The organism is Paraburkholderia sp. CI3, from assembly GCF_050436505.1.
In the GTDB taxonomy this organism is placed as follows: Bacteria; Pseudomonadota; Gammaproteobacteria; order Burkholderiales; family Burkholderiaceae; genus Paraburkholderia; species Paraburkholderia tuberum.
This window is the reverse complement of record NZ_JBNDMI010000004.1, coordinates 4,174,053-4,199,681: the sequence shown is the minus strand read 5'-3', so window position 1 is coordinate 4,199,681 and position 25,629 is coordinate 4,174,053. Positions and strand designations below refer to the sequence as shown.

Annotated in this window: 17 protein-coding genes; 7 read left to right on the top strand and 10 right to left on the bottom strand. The window is 65.9% G+C overall.

Annotated features, from left to right (window positions below):
- Window positions 1-80 precede the first annotated feature (80 nt).
- Window positions 81-1,874, bottom strand: a complete 1,794-nt coding sequence (msbA, locus tag OKW29_RS40730) for a lipid A export permease/ATP-binding protein MsbA (RefSeq protein WP_429294850.1) — start codon at window positions 1,872-1,874, stop codon at window positions 81-83.
- A 241-nt stretch (window positions 1,875-2,115) separates the two neighbouring features.
- On the opposite strand from msbA, the gene OKW29_RS40725 reads away from it, so the two are divergent.
- Window positions 2,116-2,877: a glycosyltransferase family 2 protein gene (locus OKW29_RS40725; protein WP_090803668.1), complete on the top strand. Its 762-nt coding sequence runs from the start codon at window positions 2,116-2,118 to the stop codon at window positions 2,875-2,877.
- 48 nt (window positions 2,878-2,925) lie between these two features.
- Here OKW29_RS40725 and dnaE read toward each other — a convergent pair whose 3' ends face one another.
- On the bottom strand, window positions 2,926-6,480 hold the full coding sequence (dnaE, locus tag OKW29_RS40720) for a DNA polymerase III subunit alpha (protein ID WP_429294849.1): 3,555 nt from the start codon (window positions 6,478-6,480) through the stop codon (window positions 2,926-2,928).
- Window positions 6,481-6,711: 231 nt separating this feature from the next.
- Here dnaE and OKW29_RS40715 point away from each other — a divergent pair, with 231 nt between their 5' ends.
- Window positions 6,712-7,575: a sulfurtransferase gene (locus OKW29_RS40715; protein ID WP_429294848.1), complete on the top strand. Its 864-nt coding sequence runs from the start codon at window positions 6,712-6,714 to the stop codon at window positions 7,573-7,575.
- Window positions 7,576-7,627: 52 nt separating this feature from the next.
- Window positions 7,628-8,518: a tRNA glutamyl-Q(34) synthetase GluQRS gene (gene gluQRS, locus OKW29_RS40710; protein WP_429294847.1), complete on the top strand. Its 891-nt coding sequence runs from the start codon at window positions 7,628-7,630 to the stop codon at window positions 8,516-8,518.
- 107 nt (window positions 8,519-8,625) lie between these two features.
- Here the strand turns inward: gluQRS and OKW29_RS40705 are convergent, their stop codons facing one another.
- The 6 genes from OKW29_RS40705 to purT form a co-directional block, all read right to left on the bottom strand.
- The gene (locus tag OKW29_RS40705; protein WP_429294846.1) at window positions 8,626-10,092 is read right to left on the bottom strand and encodes a DEAD/DEAH box helicase; all 1,467 of its coding nucleotides are present in this window, start codon (window positions 10,090-10,092) and stop codon (window positions 8,626-8,628) included.
- A 381-nt stretch (window positions 10,093-10,473) separates the two neighbouring features.
- On the bottom strand, window positions 10,474-11,910 hold the full coding sequence (locus OKW29_RS40700; protein WP_429294845.1) for an aldehyde dehydrogenase family protein: 1,437 nt from the start codon (window positions 11,908-11,910) through the stop codon (window positions 10,474-10,476).
- A gap of 30 nt (window positions 11,911-11,940) precedes the next feature.
- Window positions 11,941-13,593 carry an acetolactate synthase large subunit gene (locus tag OKW29_RS40695; RefSeq protein ID WP_429294844.1) on the bottom strand — a complete coding sequence of 551 codons (1,653 nt, stop codon included), beginning with the start codon at window positions 13,591-13,593 and terminating at the stop codon, window positions 11,941-11,943.
- A 257-nt stretch (window positions 13,594-13,850) separates the two neighbouring features.
- Window positions 13,851-14,234 carry an MliC family protein gene (locus OKW29_RS40690; protein WP_429294843.1) on the bottom strand — a complete coding sequence of 128 codons (384 nt, stop codon included), beginning with the start codon at window positions 14,232-14,234 and terminating at the stop codon, window positions 13,851-13,853.
- Window positions 14,235-14,359: 125 nt separating this feature from the next.
- Complete coding sequence (locus OKW29_RS40685; RefSeq protein ID WP_090803657.1) at window positions 14,360-14,572, bottom strand: DUF6726 family protein; 213 nt, start codon at window positions 14,570-14,572, stop codon at window positions 14,360-14,362.
- 107 nt (window positions 14,573-14,679) lie between these two features.
- On the bottom strand, window positions 14,680-15,894 hold the full coding sequence (gene purT, locus OKW29_RS40680) for a formate-dependent phosphoribosylglycinamide formyltransferase (protein WP_429294842.1): 1,215 nt from the start codon (window positions 15,892-15,894) through the stop codon (window positions 14,680-14,682).
- A gap of 247 nt (window positions 15,895-16,141) precedes the next feature.
- On the opposite strand from purT, the gene OKW29_RS40675 reads away from it, so the two are divergent.
- Both OKW29_RS40675 and OKW29_RS40670 read left to right on the top strand, forming a co-directional pair.
- Window positions 16,142-16,678 carry an META domain-containing protein gene (locus OKW29_RS40675; protein ID WP_429294841.1) on the top strand — a complete coding sequence of 179 codons (537 nt, stop codon included), beginning with the start codon at window positions 16,142-16,144 and terminating at the stop codon, window positions 16,676-16,678.
- Window positions 16,679-16,791: 113 nt separating this feature from the next.
- Complete coding sequence (locus OKW29_RS40670) at window positions 16,792-20,880, top strand: DNA translocase FtsK (RefSeq protein WP_429294840.1); 4,089 nt, start codon at window positions 16,792-16,794, stop codon at window positions 20,878-20,880.
- A 104-nt stretch (window positions 20,881-20,984) separates the two neighbouring features.
- Here OKW29_RS40670 and OKW29_RS40665 read toward each other — a convergent pair whose 3' ends face one another.
- A complete protein-coding gene (locus OKW29_RS40665) occupies window positions 20,985-22,376 on the bottom strand; it encodes a lactonase family protein (protein ID WP_429294839.1) in 1,392 nt (463 codons plus the stop codon).
- A 267-nt stretch (window positions 22,377-22,643) separates the two neighbouring features.
- Here OKW29_RS40665 and OKW29_RS40660 point away from each other — a divergent pair, with 267 nt between their 5' ends.
- Complete coding sequence (locus OKW29_RS40660; protein ID WP_013088853.1) at window positions 22,644-22,796, top strand: DUF3096 domain-containing protein; 153 nt, start codon at window positions 22,644-22,646, stop codon at window positions 22,794-22,796.
- 318 nt (window positions 22,797-23,114) lie between these two features.
- On the opposite strand, the gene OKW29_RS40655 is transcribed toward OKW29_RS40660, so the two are convergent.
- Window positions 23,115-23,360: a hypothetical protein gene (locus OKW29_RS40655; protein ID WP_090803648.1), complete on the bottom strand. Its 246-nt coding sequence runs from the start codon at window positions 23,358-23,360 to the stop codon at window positions 23,115-23,117.
- Between the two features lie 244 nt (window positions 23,361-23,604).
- Between OKW29_RS40655 and OKW29_RS40650 the strand changes: the two genes are divergently transcribed.
- Entirely contained in the window at window positions 23,605-25,494 is a 1,890-nt protein-coding gene (locus OKW29_RS40650) for a glycoside hydrolase family 15 protein (RefSeq protein ID WP_429294838.1), read from the top strand.
- Window positions 25,495-25,629 lie beyond the last annotated feature (135 nt).

The window sequence follows — 25,629 nt, the reverse complement described above, 5'->3', positions numbered from 1 at the left end:
TGCGATTAGCGCCGAAAAAGCGCAATAAATTGAGACTTAGACGCAACACCAGCCCGCGCTCCCGTTCGCAATGTGCCGGATCAAACCGGGCTTTGCTGGAACTGGATGCGATGCAGATGGGCGTACAAGCCGTCGTGCTCGAGCAGCTCGCGATGGCTGCCGCGCTCGACGATCCGCCCCGCCTCCATCACGAGGATGCGGTCGGCGCGCTCGATCGTCGACAGGCGGTGCGCGATCACGAGCGTGGTGCGGCCTTTCATCAGCGTTTCGAGCGCCGCCTGCACGTGGCGCTCGGACTCGGAATCGAGCGCCGACGTCGCTTCGTCGAGAATCAGGATCGGCGCGTTCTTGTAGATCGCGCGCGCGATCGCGAGACGCTGGCGTTGGCCGCCCGACAGCATCATGCCGTTGTCGCCGACGAGCGTCTCGATGCCCTGCGGCATCGCCTGCACGGTGTCCCACAGGTTCGCCGCGCGCAACGCCGCCTTGACCTTCTCCGCATCGACTTCCTGACCGTACGCGACGTTGTGCGCGATGGTGTCGTTGAACAGCACGACGTCCTGGCTCACCATCGCGATCTGGCTGCGCAGCGCGTGCCGGTCGTACTCGGGCAGCGCGACGCCGTCGACCAGAATCGCGCCGCCGGTCGGATCGAAGAAGCGCGGCAACAGATTCACCAGCGTGGTCTTGCCGCTGCCCGACGGACCCGCGAGCGCGACCATCTCGCCCGGCGCGATCTTGAACGACACCTGGTCGAGCGTATGGCGGTTGTGCGTGGAGTTCGTGCCGTAGGTGAACGACACGTCGCGGAACTCGACCTCGCCGCGCGCGTGAGCGAGCGGCTTGCCGCCGCCTTCCGGCTCGGCCGGCTCGTCGATCAGGCCGAAAATCAGCTCGGCCGCGGTCATGCCGCGCTGCAACGGCTGGTTCACGTCCATCAGATGCTTGAGCGGCGAGATGATCAGGAGCATCGACGTGACGAACGCGACGAAGCCGCCGACCGTCGTCTGATCCGACGACGACTGCACCACCGCGATCGTGATCACGACCGCGAGCGCGATCGACGCCAGGAACTGCGTCAACGGCTGCGCGAGGCCACCGGAGACCGTCATGCGCATCGCGTAGCCGCGCAGGCGCCGGCTCATCGCGGTGAAGCGGTCCGTCTCGTATTGCTCGCCGTTATGCACCTTGACGACCTTGTAGCCGCCCACCGTTTCTTCGACGATATATGACAGCTCGTTGGTGAGCAGCTGATGCTCGCGGTTCAGTCGCCGCAGCCGGCGATTGATCTTGCCGACCAGCCAGCCGATGCCTGGCAGCAGCACCGCGACGATCAACGTCAGGCGCCAGTTCAGATAGAACAGATAGCCGAGCAGGAAGATCACCGTCAGCGAGTCGCGCACGAGCGTGACCATCACGCTCAGCAGCACGTTCAGGATCTGATTGACCTCGAAGACGATCGCGTTGATCACCGTGCTCGCGGTTTCGCGCTGGAAGAACGCGACGCTCGTGTGGATCATGCGGTCGAACATCTTCAGACGCAGCTCGAGCAGGATCTTGTTCGACACGTAAGCGAGCAGATAGCCGGAAGCGTACTGCGACACGCCGCGAATCAGCGCGAGGCCGATCACCGCGATCGGCACGAGCCATTTGGTCTTGTCGATTGCGTGCGAGCCGAAGCCCTTGTCGAGCAGCGGCTTGAGCAGCGCGGGAATGGCGGCGTCGGTGCCGGCGCTCACCGCCATCGCGATGATCGCGCCGACCACGACCCACAGCAGCGGCTTGATGAAAGGCCACAGGCGCCGCAGGACGACGGCCGGCGACGACGCATCGCCTGCACCCATGGGTTTGCTTAACGTTGGCTTCGCGCTCAAGGAATCCTCTGGAAATGCGGAACGGCGAGCACGCGGCGCATGATTGGGCGGCCGCGTGAAACATCAAAAGAGAGCATTGTAATCGGTTGCAGATGACGGCCGGCGCTCGGCGCGCGACGGCATGCGCGCAACACCTGGCGGATCGGCGCCGTGGTGTGGGGCCGGATGAGATGTGTATACTCGCTGCTCGATTGCCGGGTCGCGACCCGCTCCGTCACTTCGTCCTCCACGCAACTCAGGTATGCAAGAAACCACTCTTGGCGTTGCCATCATCACCCGGAACGCGGCGGCGCGGCTCGCCGAATGCCTGCAGGCCGTGGCCTTTGCCGACCAGATCGTCGTGATCGACGGCGGTAGCACCGACGGCACCGCCGACATCGCTCGCGCGCACGGCGCGCGTGTCATCGAACAGACGGACTGGCCGGGCTTCGGCCCGCAAAAGAACCGCGCGGTCGATGCCCTGACGACAAGCTGGATCCTGTCGCTCGACGCCGACGAAATCGTCACACCGGAACTTGCCGCATCGATTCGCGCGACGCTCGCCGCACCCGCCGCCGACGTTTATGCGGTGGACCGTCTGTCGAGTTTCTGCGGCCACTGGGTCCATCACAGCGGCTGGTATCCGGACTGGATTCCGCGCCTCTTCAAACGCGGCACCGCGCGCTTCTCCGACGACCTCGTGCACGAGCGCCTCGTGTTCGACACGCCCGCGCAACGCCTGACCGGCAAGCTGATGCACTACTCGTACGAGGACTATGAGGGCGTGCTGCGCAAGCTCGACGCGTATTCGACGGCCGGCGCCCGGCAGCGTTACGAGGCCGGGCAGAAAGGCAGCATTCGACTCGCGCTCGGGCGCGGCCTGTGGGCGTTCGTGCGGACTTATCTGCTGCGGCGCGGTTTTCTGGATGGCCGCACCGGGCTGATGATCGCGCTGTTCAATGCGGAGACGGTGTACTACCGGTTTCTGAAGCTGGCGCGCCTGGAAAAAACGGGCGGGCGCTAAAGTTAGCCGGTACACGCGGCACCGGCCCATCCACACCGCGGACCTCGCTCAATACACGATTTCGATCGAGCTTCCCGCAAACTCGCCGCGCAGCGCGGCGAGCAGTTCATCGGTCGGCTTCACGCGCCACGCGTCGCCCAGACGCATTTCGCCTTGCGCATGCTCGCTGCGATAAACGACCTGCACCGCGAGCCCGTTCGGAATCTGCACCGCTTGACGCTGACGGCCGCCGTCGCCGCCGAAGCCGCCACGCCCACCGCCATTGCCGCGCGGCGCGGCTGTGGCGGACGGCTCGTCCTTGCCGGCGGTGTGCGCTTCGAGCACCCGGCGCAATGCCTGCGCGTCCGCGTTGCCGTTCATCTGCACCTTCAGCGAGTCCGCGTAACGGCAGCGCGCGCGGCCGAGATCCATCACCGTTTCGACCGTGAAGCGGATGCCGCCCGTGAACGCGTCGTTGCGCGCCTGGCCCTGCACGACCAGCAGCTCGTCTTCCTTGAACAACTGCTTGTGCTCTTCGAAGACCTCGTTGAACACCGTCACTTCGCACTGGCCAGTGCCGTCGTCGAGCAGCGCGATCAGCATCTTGCCGCGCTGGGTCATCTGCGTGCGCAGCGACACGATCACGCCCGCGACCAGCTTGTCGCGCCCTTCCTTCAGCTCGCCGATCTTCTGGCGCACGAAGCGACGCACTTCGTCCTTGTATGCATCGAACAGATGGCCCGACAGGTAGAAACCGAGCGCGGCCTTCTCTTCCTGCAGCTTGCGCTTTTCCGGCCACTCCGGTTCGTCGACGAGTTCGTGGCCTTGCGACGGCGCGTCGCCCATGTCGAACAGGCCGGCCTGCTGCGCATTGGCCGCCGCCTGCTCGGCCGCTTCCATCGCGAGCGACACCGACGCGATCAGCTGCGCGCGGTTCAGATGCAGCGTGTCGAACGCGCCGGCGCGAATCAGCGCCTCGATCGTGCGACGATTGACGATGCGCCGATCGACGCGGTTGCAGAAATCGAAGATGTCGATGAAGCGGCCTTCCTCGCGTGCGCGCAGGATTTCTTCGATCGCGTTCTGGCCGCTGCCCTTGATCGCGCCGAGACCGTAGCGGATCGTGCGCGAGCGCTTGCCGTCGGCTTCGGCGACCGGCTCGAAGCGATACGCGGACAGGTTCACGTCCGGCGGCAGCACGGCCATCCTGTTCGCGAGGCAGTCTTCGAACAGGATCTTGACCTTGTCCGTGTCGTCCATCGCGAGCGACATGTTGGCCGCCATGAATTCGGCCGGATGGTGCGCCTTCAGCCACGCGGTGTAGTACGCAAGCAGCGCGTAGGCGGCCGCGTGCGACTTGTTGAAGCCGTAGCCCGCGAACTTCTCCATCAGGTCGAAGATTTCGTCGGACTTCTCGCGCGTGAGGCCGTTGGTGGCCGCGCCTTCCGCGAAAATTTCGCGGTGCTTGGCCATTTCCTCGGGCTTTTTCTTACCCATCGCGCGACGCAGCAGGTCGGCACCGCCCAGCGAGTAGCCGCCGATGATCTGCGCCATCTGCATCACCTGCTCCTGGTAGACCATGATGCCGTAGGTCTCTTTCAGAACAGGTTCGACGCGCGGGTCCGGATATTCCACCACCTCGCGGCCGTGCTTACGCGCACAGAAGCTCGGGATCAGGTCCATCGGACCCGGGCGGTACAACGCGACGAGCGCGATGATGTCTTCGAAGCGGTCGGGCTGCGCGTCCTTCAGCATGCCTTGCATGCCGCGGCTTTCCAGCTGGAACACGGCGACCGTATTCGCTTTCTTCAGGATCGAGAACGACGCCGGGTCGTCGAGCGGCACCTGGGCGAGCGACCAGTCCTGCTTCGACGGATCGAGGCGGCGGATGTAGCGCTCGGCCCAATCCAGAATGGTCAGCGTGGTCAGGCCCAGAAAGTCGAACTTCACGAGGCCGACCGCTTCGACGTCGTCCTTGTCGTACTGGCTGACGACGCCGCTTTCGTCGCCCTGCGTGTACAAGGGGCAGAAATCGGTCAGCTTGCCCGGCGCGATCAGCACGCCGCCCGCGTGCATGCCGACGTTACGCGTCAAGCCTTCGACGCGCTGCGCGAGTTCGAGCAGCTGGTGCACTTCGTCTTCGTTGTCGAAGCGCTCCTGCAACAGCGGCTCTTCCTTCATCGCGTCGGCGATCGTCACGTGCTTGCCCGGCTTGAACGGGATCAACTTCGCGATGCCGTCCGTGAACATGTAGCCGAGATCGAGCACGCGGCCGATGTCGCGCACCGCCGCCTTCGCCGCCATCGTGCCGAATGTCGCGATCTGCGACACCGCGTTCGCGCCGTATTTCTCCTTCACGTACTGGATCACGCGATCGCGGCCGTGCTGGCAGAAGTCGATATCGAAGTCGGGCATCGACACCCGCTCCGGATTCAGGAAACGCTCGAACAGCAGGTTGTAGCGCAGCGGATCGAGATCGGTCACGCCGAGCGCATAGGCGACCAGCGAACCCGCGCCCGAACCCCGGCCCGGCCCGACCGGCACGCCGTTGTTCTTGGCCCAGTTGATGAAGTCCGCGACGATCAGGAAGTAGCCCGGAAAGCCCATCTTGATGATCGTGCCGCACTCGAATTCGAGGCGCTGGTAGTACGTCGGGCGTTGCGAGTCGCGCTCGGCCTCGTCCGGATACAACTGTTCGAGCCGCTTTTCGAGGCCCTCTTTCGACAGCTGCACCAGGTAGTCGTCGAGCGACATGCCGTCGGGGGTCGGAAAGAGCGGCAGCTTCGGCTTGCCGAGTTCGAGCGTCAGATTGCAGCGCTTGGCGATCTGCACCGTGTTCGCCAGCGCCGAAGGAATGTCCGCGAACAGCGTGGCCATTTCCTGTTGCGTGCGGAAATACTGCTCGGCCGTGAAGCGCTTCTGGCGACGCGGATTCGCGAGAATGTCGCCTTCGGAAATACACACGCGCGCTTCGTGCGCGGTGAAGTCGTCCGGCGTCATGAACTGCATCGGGTGCGTCGCGACGACCGGCAGTTTCAGCGATGCCGCGAGCGCGACCGCCTGCTGCACGTACTGCTCGCCGCCAGGCTGGCCATAGCGCTGCAGCTCGATATAGAAGCCGCCTGGGAACACCTTCGCCCAATGCTGCGCGTGGCGCTTCGCCGCCTCTTCGTTGCCGGCCGCCAGCGCGAGACCGATGTCGCCCTGCTGCGCACCCGACAGCGCGAGCAGCCCTTCGCCCAGACCGGATTCGAGCCAGCCGGCTTCGATTTCCGCGCGGCCGCGATACTGGTTCGTCAGCGAGGCCTTGCTGAGCAATTCGCAGAGGTTCAGGTAACCGCGGCGGTCCTTGACCAGCAGCAGCAGGCGGGAAGGCTTGTCGCGGTCGTCAGGATTGGTGATCCAGACGTCGCAGCCGGCAATGGGTTTGATCCCTTTGCCACGCGCTTCCTGGTAGAAACGGACGAGGCCGAACGCGTTGCCGAGGTCGGTAAGCGCGAGCGCGCCCTGACCGTCTTTGGCCGCCGCCGCGACGATGTCGTCGAGACGCACGATGCCGTCGGCAATCGAGAATTCGGAGTGAACGCGGAGATGAACGAAGCGGGGATCTGACATGGGCGACATTGTAACTCCACCCTTCTGCGGATTTCAGGTCAAAACGGCGCGTTGGCCATCCGGCCAGGACGAGGTCGGAGCGAGCGCTGTTTGCGCTAGCGCAACTCGTTAGCCATTCGGCCAGGTCGGGGAAAATGCCGGGTTGAGGGATAATAGGGGTTTCGCCTCTCTCGACGTGGCTATTTAACCGGCAAACGCGCGCGAACCCTCGCCACGCCGGCCATCTTTACCGCAGAACACATGAGTATCGTCAATCTCGCCGCGTATCAATTCGCGACCATCGAAGACACCGCCGCCTGGCGCCCGTTCGTCACCGAACGCTGCAATGCGCTCGGCCTGCGCGGCACCATCCTGCTCGCGCCGGAAGGCATCAACCTGTTCATCGCCGGCACGCGCGAGAGCACCGACGCATTCATCAACTACATTCGCCACGACGCGCTGTTCGAAGGCAAGTTCGCGAATCTGCAGTTCAAGGAAAGCCTGTCGGACAAGCAGCCCTTCACGCGCATGCTGGTCAAGCTCAAGCGCGAAATCATCACGATGAAAAAGCCGGCGATCCGCCCCGAGCTCGGCCGCGCACCGTTCGTCGACGCGCCGACGCTGAAGACCTGGCTCGACCGCGGTCACGACGACGAAGGCCGTCCGGTCGTGATGCTCGACACGCGCAACGCGTTCGAAGTCGACGTCGGCACGTTCGACAACGCGCTCGACTATCGGATCACGAAGTTCAGCGAATTCCCCGAGGTAATCGAGAACAACCGTGCCGATCTTCAAGACAAGACGGTGGTGTCGTTCTGCACGGGCGGCATCCGCTGCGAGAAGGCCGCGATCCATATGAAGGAGGTCGGCATCGAGAACGTGTACCAGCTCGAAGGCGGCATCCTCAAATACTTCGAGGAAGTGGGCGGCGCGCATTATCACGGCGACTGCTTCGTGTTCGACTACCGCACCGCGCTGAATCCGCAACTCGAACCGACCGCGACCGCGCAATGCTTCGGCTGCCGCGCGGTGGTCACGCCCGAGCAACAGCAATCGCCGATGTACGTCGCGGGCAAGACCTGTCCGGCGTGCCATCCGGACAGCAAGGCCGCGTGCGCCGCGTAATGACAGCCGGGGGGCTCCGTGACGCGGGCGCCTCGCCTGTCGTCCCCAAACCATGACCTATCGCGGACGCTTCGCGCCGTCGCCGACCGGCCCGCTGCATTTCGGCTCGCTGGTCAGCGCGCTCGCGAGCTGGCTCGACGCGCGCGCGCAGCGCGGCGCGTGGCTCGTGCGCGTCGAAGATATCGACGGACCGCGCACGATGCCGGGTGCCGCCGAGGACATCCTCGCGACCCTCGAACGCTTCGGCATGCGCGCGGACGAAACGCCGGTCTGGCAAAGCCAGCGCATGGCGCGCTATCAGCACGCGCTGGAGCAGTTGAAATCGACCGGTCTCGTCTATCCGTGCGGCTGCACGCGCAAGGAAATCGCCGATTCGCTGCTGCACGCGCACGCGCGCAACACTACACTCGCCTACCCCGGCACCTGCCGCACGGGTCTGCATGGCAAGCCGGCGCGCGCGTGGCGCCTGCGCGTACCCGACGGCGAGCCCGCCGTGATCACGTTCGACGACCGCTGGCAGGGTCCGCAGACGCAAAATCTCGCGACCGAGGTCGGCGATTTCGTGCTGCGCCGCGCGGACGATCAGTGGGCATATCAGCTGGCGGTGGTGGTGGACGATGCGGACGCGGGCATCACGCACATCGTGCGCGGCGCGGATCTGATGGATTCGACGGCGCGGCAGATTTATCTGCAGCGTTGTCTGGGTGTGGCAACGCCCGAGTATCTGCATGTGCCGGTCGTCACGAACGAGCACGGCGAGAAACTGAGCAAGCAGAACGGCGCGACCGCGCTCGATAGCGACAAGCCGCTCGAAGCACTAGGCGCGGCGGCACGGCATCTGGGACTGAAGTTGGGAAGCGAGCCGCCCACGACGCTGGAGCAGTTCTACAGCGCCGCGACCGCGGCCTGGGCAAAACGGATGAAGATTCGCGCATCCCGATGATGCGCACGCGTGAAGCCTGCTGCGTTTTCCGAGACATCGAACCGCTCGGCCCCACCGTTTTTACGCTCGAGGCGTTGCACCCCGAGCTCTGAACCCGACAGCCCGTCTTACGACGACGAAGGCGTCTTCCTCGGCATTCCGAAGCCACCGAGCAACGCGGCCAGTTGCCGCTTCGGCGCCGTCTTTTGCGGCGCGCCGTTCGACGCGGCCGTCTCCTCGATCGTGCGCACCGATGCCGGCGACGGCTCGTACGGCTTCAGGAAGAAATCGTCGACCGGTTGCGCGCGATGATGATACGCACGGTCATACGAACCCGACGCCCCGCCCGTGCGACGGCGGCCGCGCTCGTCGCGCGATTCGCTGCGATCGCGGCGCGGCGGACGGTCCTCGTGATGATGGCGCACCGGCGCATCGACGGTCAGGCGCTGCAAGTCGAGCGGACGCTTGATCAGCTTCTCGATGTCGGCCAGTTGCTTGCGCTCGTTCGGGCTGCACAGCGACAGCGCGTCGCCCGATGCGCCCGCGCGGCCCGTGCGGCCGATCCGGTGCACGTAGTCTTCGGCGTTGAACGGCAGGTCGAAGTTGATCACGGTCGGCAGTTCGACGATGTCGAGACCGCGCGCGGCGACATCCGTCGCGACAAGCGCCTCGACTTCGCCGCGCTTGAACGCATCGAGCGCCTGCATGCGCTCGCTCTGCGTGCGGTCGCCGTGAATCGCGGTCGCGACCACGCCGTCGCGTTCGAGGCTGCGCGCGAGCCGGCTCGCGCCGATCTTGCTGTTGCAGAACACGAGCACCTGCTTCAGGCCACGCTCGCGGATCAGCTGCACGACCGCGCCGGTCTTGTCGCCCTCGGCGACTTCGTAGACGATCTGCGTGACATTGGTCGCGGTCGAGTTGCTGCGCGCCACTTCGATGGTCTGCGGGTTGCGCAGATACGTCGCGGCGAGCTTCTTGATTTCGCCCGAGAACGTCGCGGAAAAGAGCAGCGTCTGGCGCTCTTTCGGCAGCAGGTTCAGGATGCGCTGCAGGTCGGGCAGGAAGCCCATGTCGAGCATGCGGTCGGCTTCGTCGAGCACGAGCATCTGCACCTGGCCCAGGTTCGCGGTTTTCTGCTGCACGTGATCGAGCAGACGGCCTGGCGTCGCGATCAGGATTTCAACGCCGCGGCGCAGCTGCTCGGACTGCGGATTCATGTCGACGCCACCGAACACGACCGCGCTGCGCAGCGCCGTGTGCTTCGCGTAGGCCTGCACGTTCGCGGCGACCTGGTCGGCCAGTTCGCGGGTCGGCGTGAGGATCAGCGCGCGGACCGGATGGCGCGCCGGCGACGCGCTCGTACTGGCCTGCGGCAGCAGGCGCTGGATGATCGGCAGCGAGAAGCTCGCGGTCTTGCCGGTGCCGGTCTGCGCGGCGCCCATCACGTCACGGCCCGCCAGCACGACCGGGATCGCCTTCGCCTGGATCGGCGTGGGCGACGTGTAGCCCGATTCCTTGATGGCCTTCAGGATGTCGGGCGCGAGGCCGAATTGATCAAAAGTCTCGGTGCTGGGCGTGACGGCTGTGTCGGACATGGTGGCTTTCGCTAAAAAGGCGCGTGGCGCGATGCGCGCGACAGCGGTCGGGACCGCGGAGGGCATCAGGATGAAGGCGGAGCCACGTCGTTCCGCGCGAGACCCGTCTGAGTTCGGATAATGCGGCCGGCTCCGGCTGGCGGAAGCATCCGCCGAAAGCCGAGCATTGTAGCACTTCAGCAAAAACGCTCGTGACGGCTGGCCGGCCGGCGGCTCGCGGCCGTTGCTTCGGTCGCAGCGTAGTGCGCACAGACGACAGTGGCGTGACAGCCGGGCACTTCGGCGGGCGGCGGGCGGCGCGCGGCGCTCGTCAGCCGTCCCCGCGCCCGCACTGGCCCCATTGCGAACGGTCGCCCGCCCCCGCTCACGTCAGATCGCCCCTCACCACGTCTCGCGCATCACCATCAGCCGCATCTCGGTCATGTCCTCGATCGCGTAGCGCACGCCCTCGCGCCCGAGCCCCGAATCCTTGACGCCGCCATACGGCATGTTGTCGACGCGGAACGACGGCACGTCGTTGATCACGACGCCGCCCACTTCGAGCGCATCCCACGCGCGATGCGCATGCGCGAGTGAATCGGTGAACACGCCGGCCTGCAGGCCGAAGTCGCTGTCGTTGACCTGCGCGAGCGCCGCCTCGAAATCGTCGAAGCGCTCGAGTATCGCAACCGGTCCGAACGCCTCCTTGCGATACAGATCGGTGTCGCGCTTCACGCCTTCCAGCAGCGTCGCCTCGAACATCGCGCCGTCGACCTTGCCGCCCGCGACGATCTGCGCGCCCGCCTGCACCGCCCCCTCCATCCAGCCAGCGAGCCGCTTCGCTTCCGATTCGGAGATCATCGGCCCGACGAAGGTCTTTTCGTTCTTCGGATCGCCCATCACGAGCGACTTCGTCTTCGCGATCAGCTTCTCGCGCAGCGCGTCGTAGACGCTCGTGTGCGCGAAAATCCGCTGCACGCCGATGCAGCTCTGCCCCGATTGATAGAACGCGCCGAACGCGAGCCGGTCGACCACGTAGTCGAGCTTGCCGCCCTGGTCAGCGTCGACGATCGCCGCCGCGTTGCCGCCCAGCTCCAGAATCACCTTCTTCTTGCCGGCTTTGCGCTTCAACTCCCAGCCGACCGCGGGCGACCCGGTGAACGACAGCAGCTTGAAGCGCTCGTCGGTCGTGAACAGGTCGGCGCCGTCGCGATGCGCGGGCAAAATCGAGAACGCGCCCTTCGGCAGATCGGTTTCCGCGAGAATTTCGCCCATGATCAGCGCACCGACCGGTGTGCGGCTCGCCGGTTTCAGCACGAACGGCACGCCGGCCGCGATCGCCGGCGCGACCTTGTGCGCGGTCAGGTTCAACGGAAAATTGAACGGCGAGATGAACGAGCACGGCCCGATCGGCACGCGCTTCACATAGCCGTGATACCCGTTCGCGCGCGGCGAAATCTGCAGATTGATGATCTCGCCGTCGATCCGCACGCTCTCCTCCGCGGCGACCTTGAACGTATCGATCAGGCGCGTGACTTCGCCCTTCGAATCGTTGATCGGCTTGCCCGCCTCGATGCACAGCGCGAGCGCGAGTTCATCGTAGCGCTCGCGAAAGCGCTTGACGCAATGTTCGAGCACCGCCTGGCGTTTGAACGGCGGGTAGGCGCGCATGGCGGGCATCGCATCGACCGCCAGGCCGATCGCCTTGTCGATCGCGGCCGCGTCGGCCATTGCGACGCGCGTGGCGACTTCGCCGCTGAATTTGTCGGTGACTTCGAGATCGGTGTTGGCGGCCACCGGCTCGTTGGCGAGGTAGTACGGATAGGTTGTCTGCAACATGTCGCGTTCTCCTAGATTCGATGCAGAGGCTCAAAGCCGCGCGGACAGCCGCTTGATCTCGCGATTGAGCACGCGCTCGTTGTCCGAATAGTCGATCGGCACGTCGATCACGTGCACGCCGGGCGTCGCGAAGCACTCGCGCAACAGCGGCGCGAACTGCTCGGCCGCCTCGATCCTATGCCCCTGCGCGCCATAACTCTGCGCATAGGCGACGAAATCCGGGTTCGCAAGCGTCATGCCGTAGTCCGGGAAGTTCATGTTCTCCTGCTTCCAGCGGATCATGCCGAACGCGTCGTCGCGCAGAATCAGGATCACCAGATCGAGCTTCAGCCGCACCGCCGTTTCGAGCTCCTGCGAATTCATCATGAAGCCGCCGTCGCCGCACACGGCGATCACCTTGCGCTCCGGATGCACGATCTTGCTCGCGACCGCCGACGGCAGCCCCGCGCCCATCGACGCCAACGCGTTGTCGAGCAGCAGCGAATTCGGCTCGTGCGCGCGGTAGTAGCGCGCGAACCAGATCTTGTACATGCCGTTATCCAGACACACGATGCCGTCGACCGGCGTGGTCTCGTACACGTCGTTGACGATCCGCACCGGGTACATCGGGAAGCGATCGTCGTGCTGGCCCTTCACCAGATGCGCCTCGAAGTGCTCCTTGATCTCCTTGAAGCGTGTGAAGTCCCAATGCTCCTGACGCGTCTTCAGGCTTTCCTTGAGCTGCCACACCGCGTTGGCGATATCGCCGACCACTTCGATCTGCGGGAAATACACCGGATCGACTTCGGCGCCGAGGAAGTTCACGTGGATCACGGTCTTCTCGCCCGCTTCGCCGCTGCGCATGAAAAACGGCGGCTTTTCGATCACGTCGTGACCGACGTTGATGATGCAGTCGGCGAGCTCGATCGCGCGGTGCACGAAGTCGCCGTCGGAGAGCGTCGCGTTGCCGAGCCACATCGGATGCGATTCGTCGATCACGCCCTTGCCCATCTGCGTGGTGAAAAACGGAATGCCGATCTGGTCGACGAACTCACGCAGCATCTTCGTCGTGGTTTTGCGGTTGCCGCCCGCGCCGATCATCAGCAGCGGATGCTTCGCGGCGGTGATCGCCTCGACAGCGCGCGCGACCGCCTTCTCCTCGGCGACCGGGCGGCGGCTGTAGCTCTTCGGAATCGGCTTGCCGTCGCCCTCCTCGTGCGCAACGTCCTCGGGCAATTCGAGGTGCGTGGCGCCCGGGCGTTCCTCCTCGGCGCGGCGCACCGCCTCGCGCACCGTCGCCGGAATATTGCCGATCGACACGATCTGCCGTGTGTACTTGGTGAGCGGCTCCATCATCCGCACCACGTCGACGATCTGGAAGTGCCCCTGCTTGCTCGACTTGATCGGCTTCTGGCCCGTGACCATCAGCATCGGCATCCCGCCCAGCTGCGCGTAGGCGGCCGCGGTCACGAAGTTGGTCGCGCCGGGGCCGAGCGTCGCCAGACATACTCCCGTGCGGCCGGTGAGCCGCCCGTAGGTGGCGGCCATGAAGCCGGCCGCCTGCTCGTGGCGCGTGAGGATCAGACGGATTTTCGAGCGGCGCAGCGACTCCAGCAGATCGAGATTTTCTTCACCGGGGATGCCAAACACATACTCGACACCTTCGGCTTCCAGCGATTTGACGAACAGGTCCGATGCTTTCATTGAGGGTCTCGCTTGATGACTCGGGGAACGGACAATCGAAGACGACAACGACGGCTGCGCGCGAAACACCGCTCCGCGCGCGCGGCATGGCAAACGGCATGGCGAACGCCATGCCGGACAGCTTACTACTCGAACGGAAACGATGCGCGCGAGCGCACGAGGCGGCGCGGGGGACAGGAAGCCAGGCGCGAGAAGAAGCCGGCGGCGGTAGGGGATGAAGCCGCCGCATGCGGTGCACGTGTCCGCCGATCAGCAAATCAGCGAATCACGGTCACGCAGTCGGAGAGAATCGGCGGCGCGTTCTCGCCGCTCATCAGGTCATATAGATTGGCGCGGGGACCCTTGGTCCACCAGGTGTAGCTGCCAGCCTGGTACTTTGCACCGGACGCCGAGATCGTAATGACGAACAGCATCGACGCGCCTTTCACCGGCAGCACGGCGAAGCTCTGGCCGTTCTGCGCGTTCCAGTAGGTGACTTGCAGGATCTTGCCGGTCGCGCAGGTGTATTTGCGCGTCTGATGGTTCTTGCCCTCGATGTGCTTGAACTGCAATGGCGCGGCCGATGCGCCGCCGGAAGATGCCGCCAGCCAGGCCACCGTCCATGCTGCCGCCGTGAGGATTGCAACACGCCATGTCTTCATCGAACACCTCGATTGTTGCGGGGGTCAGGCAGGGAAGGCAACACCGGCCGCGACGCCGGTCACAGCCGAGTCACGGCCGAGTCACAGGCAGCTCATGGGCGATTCACGGACAGCTCAACGACGCTTCAAGGATCGATCACGCCGGCACACGCATCGGTCGGCGCAGCGGCGACGTGGCCGACCACCGGCACGATCTTCAGTCCCGCCGAAGCGATCCGGCACGGCGCGGCCGCGAGCCCGCAGCCGCTGATGCCGGCGCACAGCGCGAACGCCACGCCGAGTGCGCCGACCCGGCGAAGCGCGCCGCGCCATGGATTGCTGCGAGATTCAAGCGCCATACGATCCTCTACTCCGATCTCTTTGCTTCGATAAGCCAGAAACGAATGCGGTGGGCTCTTTCGTGTGCGTCCCGCACACTTTTGCGCCGCGCCTCGCCGCCTGCCCGTTACTTCGCCGACACCGGCCGCACCGCGGCCGCCGCCTGCCTGGCACGCGAGCGCGCTTGCTCGATGTTCTCGCCGGTCGCGAGCGCGACGCCCATGCGACGTTTGACGAAGCTTTCCGGCTTTCCGAACAGGCGCAGATCCGCATTGGGCACCGCAAGTGCGGCCGCGACGCCTTCGAACGCGATGCCGGCCTCGTCACGACCGCCGTAGATCACCGCCGACGCGCCCGCCGCACGCAGCGACGTATCGACCGGCAGGCCGAGGATCGCGCGCGCATGCAGTTCGAACTCCGAGAAGCGCTGCGAGCACAGCGTGACGAGCCCCGTGTCGTGCGGACGCGGGCTGACTTCCGAAAACCATACGTCGTCGCCGCGCACGAAAAGTTCCACGCCAAACAGGCCGCGGCCGCCGAGCGCCGCCGTCACCTTGTGCGCGATCTCGCGCGAACGCTCGAGCGCGAGCGGGCTCATCGGCTGCGGCTGCCACGATTCGACATAGTCGCCCGCGACCTGCACATGGCCGATCGGATCGCAGAAATACGTGCCGACCGCGCCGCTCGCCGGGTCGATCGCGCGCACGGTGAGCTGCGTGATTTCGTAGTCGAAGTCGATGAAACCCTCGACGATCACGCGCCCGAAATTCACGCGGCCGCCCGCCATCGCGTACTGCCAGGCGGGTTCGACGTCGGCGTCGCTGCGCAGCACCGACTGCCCCTTGCCCGACGACGACATCACCGGTTTCACGACGCACGGATAGCCGACCTTCGCGATGCCCGCGCGCAGCTCGTCGAGCGAATCGGCGAATGCGTACGGCGAGGTCGGTAGACCAAGCTCTTCGGCAGCGAGGCGGCGGATGCCTTCGCGGTTCATCGTCAGTTGGGTGGCACGCGCGGTCGGGATCACCTCGGCGAGCGCCTCGGTTTCGATCGCGGCGAGCTCGTCGGTGGCGATCGCCTCGATTTCGGGGACGATCAGATGCGGGCGCTCCTGCTCGACCAGCGCGCGCAGCGCGGCGCGGTCGGTCATGTCGATCACATGCGCGCGATGCGCGACCTGATGGCCCGGCGCGTTCGGGTAACGGTCGACGGCGATCACTTCGACGCCCAGCCGTTGCAGCGCGATGATCACTTCCTTGCCGAGTTCGCCGGCGCCGAGCAGCATCACGCGCGTCGCGGATTCAGAAAGGGGCGTGCCGATCCGTTGGCCGAACTGCATGGGAACTCCAGATAAAAGTCGGGATGAGGGTGGGATTGGATAGACCGCGATGTTAACATGCGGGCCCCTTGCCGCGCGGCGCTCAGGGTGCGCTTTCGGTGCGCTCGCGAGGCCGTGGCGGTCGAGCGGAACCGTGCCGCCGCGTCGACGTTCGCAGCCGCGATCACGTCACCGCGAGCATCGCTCGCGCACGACAAGCTTAGTACGTTACCCTTACGCCTTCGCCAGTTTGAACAGGAACGACGCCATGCTCATCCGCTCCCGCCCGCGACCTCTTGCGCGCATCATTCCGTGCCTGCGCACGGCCGTCGCCGCGTTGGGCATCGTCGCGCTGCTCGGTGCGTGCGCGATCCCGAAGCATCCGGACTCGTCGGCGCCGCCGCCTGATCCGTTCAATCCCGCCGCCGCGCAACTGCTCGACGACACCAGTTGGGTGCTGAGCTCGTGGAAGAACGCCGACGGCACGGCGCGCGCGGTGCCGTCGAAGGATCAGAAGCCGCTCACGCTGACGTTGTCGACCGAAGGCGGCCGGCGTCACGCGAGCGGCTTTTCCGGCTGCAACCGCTTCATGGGTTCGTACATGCTGAAGGACGGCAAGCTGAGCTTCGGTTCCCTCGCCGGCACACGCATGGCGTGCGTCTCGCCGGGCGGCGACATCGAGAAGCCGTTCCTCGATGCGCTCGAGCGCATCGATCGCACCGGCGTGCAGATGCGAGCGCCGCAGCAGATGCAGCTGATCCTCGACAACGGCGACACCCTGATGTTCGATCGCAGCGACAAGTGATGCGAGTTTGCGCCGCGTTCGGGATTCGCGCCGGCCTTCGAAGCCGCGCGCTGCGCCGTTTAAACTCGACGGATTGCGCTTCTCGCGCGCTCCGTCATTCGTAGATGTCTGGTATGCACACGGTAGTTTTCGGCTGGTTCGGCGGGTCGGCCGTCTGGCTCATTCCTCTTTTGTGGCGCCTCGTGAAGTCGATGCTGCCGGGCGGCGCGGGTCTGCGCGGCCCCGGCACGATCCGGCTGTGGCTCGGCTTCGTCTGCGTGCTGATCGCGAGTTGCACGCTCGAGGGCTCGCTGATCGGCATCGCCGGCATCAATGGTTTCGGTCATCCGCTTGCCGCGGGGCTTGGACATCTGCTCGGCCATATCGGCACGCCGCTCGCGGCGCTCGCGCTGCTCGTGATCAGCCTGCCGTGGCTCGTCGACTTCCGCTGGAGCGACGTCGCCGTTTGGGCCGACGGCGCGTTCGGCCTCGGTCTGTCGCGGGGACTCGCGAAGCGCGACGAGGATGCGCGCCGCCACCGCAACGTCGACGACGGCGCGCCGTCGCATGTGTCGCCTGCTACCAACACGATGGCGCCGCGCAATAGCAAGGGTCGCTACGCGCGGCCGACGGTATGGCATCCGCCCGCGAGCGGGCGCGGCGCGGGCTCCGCAGCTGCTGCCGGCACCGCGGCGGCTGGCATCGCGGGTAGCAAGGACGCTTCCGCCCGTGGCGCCGGCGCAAGCTGGCGAGCCGATGCGGCGCGCGGGCCGGTCAAGCAGACCGAGCCGGTGTTACGCACGGGGTCGAGCGCGTCGCCGCGACCGGCAACGTCGACGGCAACGCAGGCGCTGCATGCGGACAAGGCTGCGGACAGATCCGCCGCACCATTCGTGCCGACCGAGCCGGTCGCGCCGGCCGGCTGGCTGCGCACCACGGAGCCGCGCGCGGCGACGGCGGCGGCATCGCTGGGTGCGGCGGGTGCATCGGCCGCATCGGGCATGTCGGCTCGTGATGGCGCTGCGCAGGTCGGGCGGCGCTCGGTCGGAGATCAGCGTGCGGCCGCGTCGTTCGGCTCCAGTGCCGCGTTGGCGGCGACGGCCGCCAACGCGGCCGGCGTGTCGGCGCGAGCGGCACAGGCAATGGCGGGCCGCGCCGCCGCGTCGGGCGCCGGTATCGGCATCACAGCGGGATCGGTGAATGCCGCGGGCCGCGCAAGCCGCCCGTCGTCGCTGTCACGTCCGGCCGACGGCAGCGCACCGCTCAATCGCGGCGCGACGCCGCGTCAACCGTTCCCGGCCGCTTCGCGCGCCAACGGCGCGACCTCGCCGTCGACCGTGCGCCGGCCTACACCGAACTTCACGCGAACGATGACGAACGCGTCGACGGTCGCGCCGCCCGCGAGCGTCGAGGAAACGCTGCGCAGCATCGCGGAAAACGCCGCGCGCTGGACCGACATGGCCGGCGTGAGCCTGGCGCGCAGCCGTGGCGCCGATAGCGCGAAGATTGACGATGCAGAGCGTGCGTCGACGACGTTCGATGTGCCACCAACGCAGCGGGACGTGCTACCTGTCGAAAACGGCGAGACGGTTGCGGCGCCGCAGGCGCAGAGCGTGGAGAGTTCGGCGCGGATGGTGTCGCCGGCGCAGTCGCAGCAAGAAACCGCATCGGTCGAGTTGCCGGCTGAGCGTGCGGTGGCCGAGTCCGAGACGTCGGTCGAGGGCGGCAACGAAGCGGTTGCGCAATGGCCGACCGAACCGCCCGTCATTCATGCGCCGCTTACGGCTGCGCCGCAGACGACGACTGCAATCGAGTCGGTGGCCGCCGTGGCTGCTGCGGCTGTCGAATCCGCGGTTGTCGAGCCATCGGCATCCGCTGTGGCTGAGCCTGCCGCCACCGAACCCGCCGCAAGCGCGCCGCAACATGAGTCGCCGACGGCGACGCCATTCGAGCGCTTCGCAGCCAGCCTACGGGACGATGCTTCGCAAGAAGACGCACCGGCGGTCCAAAACGATTCGACGCAGACAGCGACAAGCACCAGCGTCCCGGCATCGCAGAGGGAGGAATCCGCGCGAACCGTCGAACCGGCCACCGCCGACACCGCGACGCCTCCGCAAGCGCTGGCTCCGGCAGCCGAAATCGTTATCCACGAGACGCTCGTGCCTTGGGAGAGCAAGCTCGGCCCCGCCGCGGCTCAACGCGCGGCCGCGTCAGCGGACTCGCCGCAGACGGAGGCCGCCGCGCCGTCGAGCGCAAGCGTGCCGCCGTGGTCCGGCGCGACAGTCTCGGAACTCGCGAGCGAAAGTGCGCAGTCAGGTGAGCCCGCGACGTCGCACGCCCCTGCCCTGCCCGCTGTGAACGAGCCCGCGAACGAGCCCGCGAACGAGCCCGCGAACACCCCCGCAAACGACTCGCCGTCGTCGACTTCGACGAGTGCGGCGAACCTCGCTATGCCGGCAACCGCACCGGCCGTCGTCTCGAACGTAGTCCGTTTCCCGGGCTTCGCCGCGCCGGCGACCAGCATCGAGCCTTCGGTCGGCGCAAGCGCAACGCCTGTCGCGAACACGCCGGCCGCCGAACCGTCGTCCGCTCCGTCGCCCGCTCCGTCGTCTTTACCCGCGCTAACACCGCAACCGCAGGCCCAATCCGCCGACCAACCCACTACCGAGCCCGCCGGCCGCCCGCCGCTGCGCGGCCACGCGCCGGTCAACGGCTTCGAGTTCCACGCGCCCGCCGCATCGATGGTCGAACTGCCGACGCTCGATCTGCTCGCCCCCGCCGATGCCGACATCGAACCGATCCCGGATGAAAAGCTCCGCGAAACCGGCCTGCTGATCGAGCAGCGCCTGCAGGAATTCAAGGTGCCGGTGATGGTGGTCGGCGCATCGGCGGGTCCGGTCATCACACGCTTCGAAGTCGAACCGGCGCTCGGCGTGCGCGGCAGCCAGATTGTCGGTCTGATGAAGGACCTGTCGCGCGGTCTCGGTCTCACGTCGATTCGCGTGGTCGAAACGATTCCGGGCAAGACCTGCATGGGCCTCGAACTGCCGAACGCGAAGCGCCAAACGATCCGCCTCTCGGAAATTCTCGAGGCGAGCGTCTACCAGAACTCGCACTCGCGACTCACGCTTGCGATGGGCAAGGACATCACCGGCCATCCCGTCGTCGCCGATCTCGCGAAGGCGCCGCACATGCTGGTGGCCGGCACGACCGGCTCGGGCAAATCGGTCGCGATCAACGCGATGATCTGCTCGCTGCTGTTCAAGGCGACGCCAGAGGAAGTGCGCCTGATCATGATCGACCCGAAGATGCTCGAACTTTCGGTTTACGAAGGGATTCCGCATCTGCTCGCGCCGGTCGTCACCGACATGAAGCTCGCGGCCAATGCGCTGAACTGGTGCGTCGGCGAAATGGAAAAGCGCTACCGGCTGATGTCGGCCGTCGGCGTGCGCAATCTCGCCGGCTTCAACCAGAAGATCCGCGACACCGAGGCGAAGGGCAAGAAGCTCGGCAACCCGTTCTCGCTGACGCCCGATGCGCCCGAGCCGCTGGCGCCGCTGCCGCTGATCGTCGTCGTCATCGACGAGCTCGCCGACCTGATGATGGTCGCCGGCAAGAAGATCGAGGAGCTGATCGCGCGGCTCGCGCAGAAGGCGCGTGCGGCCGGCATCCACCTGATCCTCGCGACGCAGCGGCCGTCCGTCGACGTCATCACCGGTCTCATCAAGGCGAACATTCCGACGCGCGTCGCGTTCCAGGTGTCGTCGAAGATCGACTCGCGCACGATTCTCGACCAGATGGGCGCCGAGTCGCTGCTCGGCCAGGGCGACATGCTGTTCCTGCCGCCGGGCACCGGCTACCCTCAGCGCGTGCACGGCGCGTTCGTCGCCGACGAGGAAGTGCATGCGATCGTCGAATATCTGAAGCAGTTCGGCGAGCCACAATACGAGGAAGGCATTCTCGACGGCCCGGCCGCCGATGGCGGCGCGGCCCAGGACCTGTTCGGCGAAGCGCCGGATGCGGAAGCCGATCCGCTGTACGACGAAGCGGTCGCGTTCGTCGTACGCACGCGGCGCGCGTCGATCTCGTCGGTGCAGCGGCAGTTGCGCATCGGCTATAACCGCGCGGCGCGGCTCGTCGAGCAGATGGAGACAGCCGGCCTCGTGTCGGCGATGAGCATCAACGGCAGCCGCGAAGTGCTGGCGCCGGGGCCGGCGGAATGAGCGCCCGGTGAATCGCTAACCGGGTCGGCGATGATCCGGAAGAAAAAACGGACAGCCTCACGATGTGAGCTGTCCGTTTTTCCTTTACCCGCGCGTGCCGCGCGTCACGACGGTGATACCAGCTTGAAGTCGACCGGCGAGCCGAGATCGAAATGCTGCTTCGGATTCGGATCGAGCAGCCCCGTCTGCGGATCGCGCTTGAACACATAGACCGTGTCGCTCAGCTGATTGCCGACGATCAGCCAGTTGCCGGTCGGATCGATGGTGAACTCGCGCGGCGATTTGCCGAGGCTCGACTGCCGGCCGATCTGCTTCAGGTGTCCAGTGGCGGGATCGACCGAGAAGATCACGATCTCGTTCGCGTCGCCGCGATTGGACGCATACACGAAGCGTCCGTCCGGCGACATATGGATCGCCGCCGCGCCCACCTTCCCCTTGAAGTCAGGCTCGCTCAATGGCAGCGTCTGCACGAGCTTCAGCCTGCCGTCGTGGTAGTCGAACGTGCTGACGGTCGCCGCGAGTTCGCTCGTCAGATACGCGTGCTTGCCGTCCGCGCCAAAGATCAGATGGCGCGGACCCGTGCCGGCCTTCTGCTGCGTGTAGCCCCACTCCGTCGCGATGAATGGACCCGCGCCGGCGCTGCTCTGCGGCGCGTAGCGATACGAGTACAGCTTGTCGGCGCCGAGGTCCTGCGCGAACAGATAGCGGCCGTCAGGCGAGAACACGGTCGAATGCACGTGCGAGTTGTCCTGGCGCCCTTTCACCGGACCGCCGCCCTCGTGATGCACGGTCTGCACCGAGGTGCCGACCTGGCCGTTCGCCTGCAGCGGAAACACCGCGAAACTGCCGCCCGGATCGGGCGCGACCGAATAGTTCGCGCTCAGAAGATACTTGCCGTCCGCCGAGATGCTGAGATAGCACGGATCATTGCCGTCCGACGACACCTTGTTCAGAAACGTCAGCTGCCCGCGCGCGGCATCGAAGCCGAACGCGCTGATCCCGCCGCGCTGCGTGGCCGGGCCGTTGTCACCGGGCAGTTCGTTGACCGAATAGACGAAGCGGCGGTCGCGGCTCACGACCAGAAACGACGGATTGACCGTCTGCGCGACCGACACCCGGGTCGCCGCGCCCGTCTTCGTATCGAAGCGAAAGACGTAGATGCCCTCGCTCTTGCCGCTGGTGTAAGTACCGACCAGCATCGTATAGACGCCGTCCGCGGGGACCGGGCCAGAATCTTGCGCATACGTGTGCGAAGCAACAATCGAAACCATGAGCGCGAAACCTCTTATTATCGAACGGGCGGCCTGCAACGGCACTGGCCGCGTTGCGCGCCGGGCGGTGCTTTCCGCCGTGCAATCCGCGGCAGATGGAGCGGCGCGGTCAGCGCCACGCGGACGGGAACCCTGAAAGGCAACACTGGCAAGAACAGAAGTAAAAGCGGAAGTCGGAACTGGGCGCACGGCAATACGCCCGACGGCACGGCGACTGTGAAGCATGAGACCTCCTCGACATCGGTTGTCTGGTACGGGCTCGCGTATGAGCCGGGGTACGAGCGGTTGTAACGGTGTCTGGTCTGCCGCGCCGCGAATCGAGCGTCGTTCCACGTTGTTGTTGTCGAAGTCAGTATAAGAGCGTCAGGTCGGATCATGCAGTGAATCCACCGCTGCGGCACGGTCTGCGCCAGCGGCTTGGGTCCCGCGCGGCGGGACGTTTTTCAATCGTTTTCTCAATCGCGCATCACGCGTCTCAACCACGGAGTCTCCATGAACGTCACTCTCAGCCTGGGCCCGCTCGTTTCGTTGATCGCAGGCATCCTGATCCTGATCATGCCGCGCCTGTTGAACTACATCGTCGCGCTTTACCTGATCATCATCGGCATCATCGGGATCTTCGGCGTGGGCTCGTCGCATCTGTGAGCGACAGGCGCCGCGACGCCGGGCGTGAGATTTGCGTCCGGTATCGAGGTGGTTTCGCACGAAGGGAAGGTTCGCTGGGTGCCAGCGCCACTCGCCCATGTGAGAGCGCGGCAAATGTCACGCCGTGACATATGCGGGAAGCGGGCATCGCGCGCAAGATGGACGCGCGCGACCGCCCGCGCCACGCGAACGATCGACCTGACGCGACGCGGCGTGAAGATACGGATAGGAAATGCGAAGGCGCGGTACGAAGGGATGCGGCGAATGGCCGGCGCGGATACGCCAGGAACCTGCGCTACGAACGCTCGGCGCTACCGCTCAACCGTTCGCCAGCTGTTCGAGCCGCAGGCGCCCCTGCAACGACAGCGCGCCGACCGCATAATGATCGGCATCCTGCTGATAGCGCCGGAAGCAGGCCCGCTCGACCAGGAAGGAGGCGGCAGCCAGCATGCCGTTGCGGCTCAGGCCGAGCCGGCCATGATCGAGTGGCAACATGGAGTCGCCGGCAAGCTGGCTGGCGGCCGAGAGAATCGTGATGCAATCGGATTTCGAAGGGTTCAGCATGGCTTTCGTCCTCGGAAACGGCGTCTGCAACCGCCATGAGCAAGGCCGATTCGCAGTCCGGCAGGTCGCCGGACATCGGCATGAAATTTGATTGTATGCATGGATTTGACAATTTTCCAACCCGCGTTTTGCCGCACTGTGCGGTGAACCAAACACTGCCGATCGTGGTCCGGTAATAACACCCACTCGAAGCGCGGCTGCTGTCGCCGTCCGTAATAACGACTCGTTTTCCGACACGCTTTCCATGCCTGCACATATCGAAGACTACGCACTCATCGGCGATGGCCATACCGCCGCGCTCATCTCCCGCGAGGGTTCCGTCGACTGGCTCTGCTGGCCGCGCTTCGACTCGGGCGCCTGCTTCGCTGCGCTGCTCGGCTCGCCCGACAACGGCCGTTGGCTGCTCGCCCCCGCTACCGACGGCGAGCACGGCGCGCCGACCATCACGCGGCGCTATCGCGGCGAAACGCTGATCCTCGAAACCGACTTCGAAACGCCCGACGGCGCCGTCACGCTGATCGATTTCATGCCGCCCGGCAACGGCTGGTCGGAGCTGATCCGCATCGTCGTCGGCAAGCGCGGCACCGTGCGCATGAAGATGGAACTCGTGCTGCGCTTCGACTATGGCTTCTCGATTCCGTGGGTCGACAAGCTCAAGCACGACAGCGGCATCAAGGCGATCGTCGGCCCCGACAACGCGGTGCTGCGCACGCCGGTCGAGCTGCACGGCGAAGACATGAAGACCGTCGCGGAATTCACGGTAACCGAGGGCGAGCGCGTGCCGTTCTCGCTCGCGTACGCGGCGTCGCATCTGCGCATTCCGCCCGCGCGCGATCCGCACACGTCGCTCGCGCGCACCGAGAACCACTGGCTCGAATGGGCGGCGCGCGGCACCGTCGAAGGACGCTGGGCCGGGCCGATCCGCCGCTCGCTGATCACGCTGCGCGCGCTCGCCTACGAGCCGACCGGCGGCATCGTCGCGGCGCCCACCACGTCGCTGCCCGAGCGGCTCGGCGGCACGCGCAACTGGGACTACCGCTACTGCTGGCTGCGCGACGCGACCATCACGCTGCTCGCGATGATGCGCGGCGGCTACTACGACGAAGCGCGCGCCTGGCGCAGCTGGCTCGGCCGCGTGATGGCGGGCGCGCCGGACCAGTTGCAGATCATGTACGGCATCGGCGGCGAGCGGCGCCTGCCCGAATCCGAAATCGACTGGCTGCCCGGCTACGAGGGCGCGAAACCAGTGCGCATCGGCAACAATGCGGTCGGGCAGCGTCAGCTCGACGTCTACGGCGAGGTGATGAACGCGCTGCATCTGGCGCGCGTCGGCGGCCTGCAGGCGGACGTCACCGCGTGGAGCGTGCAGCGCGCGATGCTCGAGCACCTGAGCACGATCTGGCGCGAACCCGACGAAGGCATCTGGGAGACGCGCGGCGGCCCCGAGCATTTCACGTTCTCGAAGGTGATGGCGTGGGTCGCGTTCGACCGCGCGATCCGCTCGGCCGAAATGTTCAAGCTCGACGGCCCCCTCGACGAATGGCGCGCGATGCGTGACACGATCCACGCCGAGGTCTGCGAGAAGGCGTGGAATCCGCAGCTCAACGCGTTCTCGCAGTACTACGGCAGCGATCGGCTCGACGCGAGCGTGCTGCTGATGCCGCTGGTCGCCTTCCTGCCGCCGCACGATCCGCGCATCAAGGGCACGGTCGAGGCGATCGAGCGGGACCTGATGCACGGCGGCTTCGTGCTGCGCTACCGCACCACGGAATACGACGACGGCTTGCCACCGGGGGAAGGCACCTTTCTTGCGTGTTCGTTCTGGATGGTGGATAACCTTGCGCTGCAGGGACGCGTGCAGGAAGCCATCGAGATGTACGAGCGGCTGCTCGCGCTGTGCAACGACGTCGGCCTGCTGTCCGAGGAGTACGACCCGGTCGATAAACGTCTCGTCGGCAATTTTCCGCAGGCGTTCTCCCACGTGGCGCTCGTGCACACCGGACTGAACCTGATGAAGCACGAGCAGGAGATGGCGCAGGCGACCGGCCATCCGGCGCATAACGGCATCCGCGCGATGGAGCTTGAGGATCAGGCAAGCCCTGATAGCGGCGGAGCAGCATCGCCATTAGCATGACGCAGTGACAATTTGCGTACACTGAATGCGAATATTGTTGCATTGCACAAATTTGCCTTGTTCGATATTATCGATCTGACTGTCGGCCGACAATAATGTGCCTACAACCACAATGGCCCGCCGCAACGCCTCACG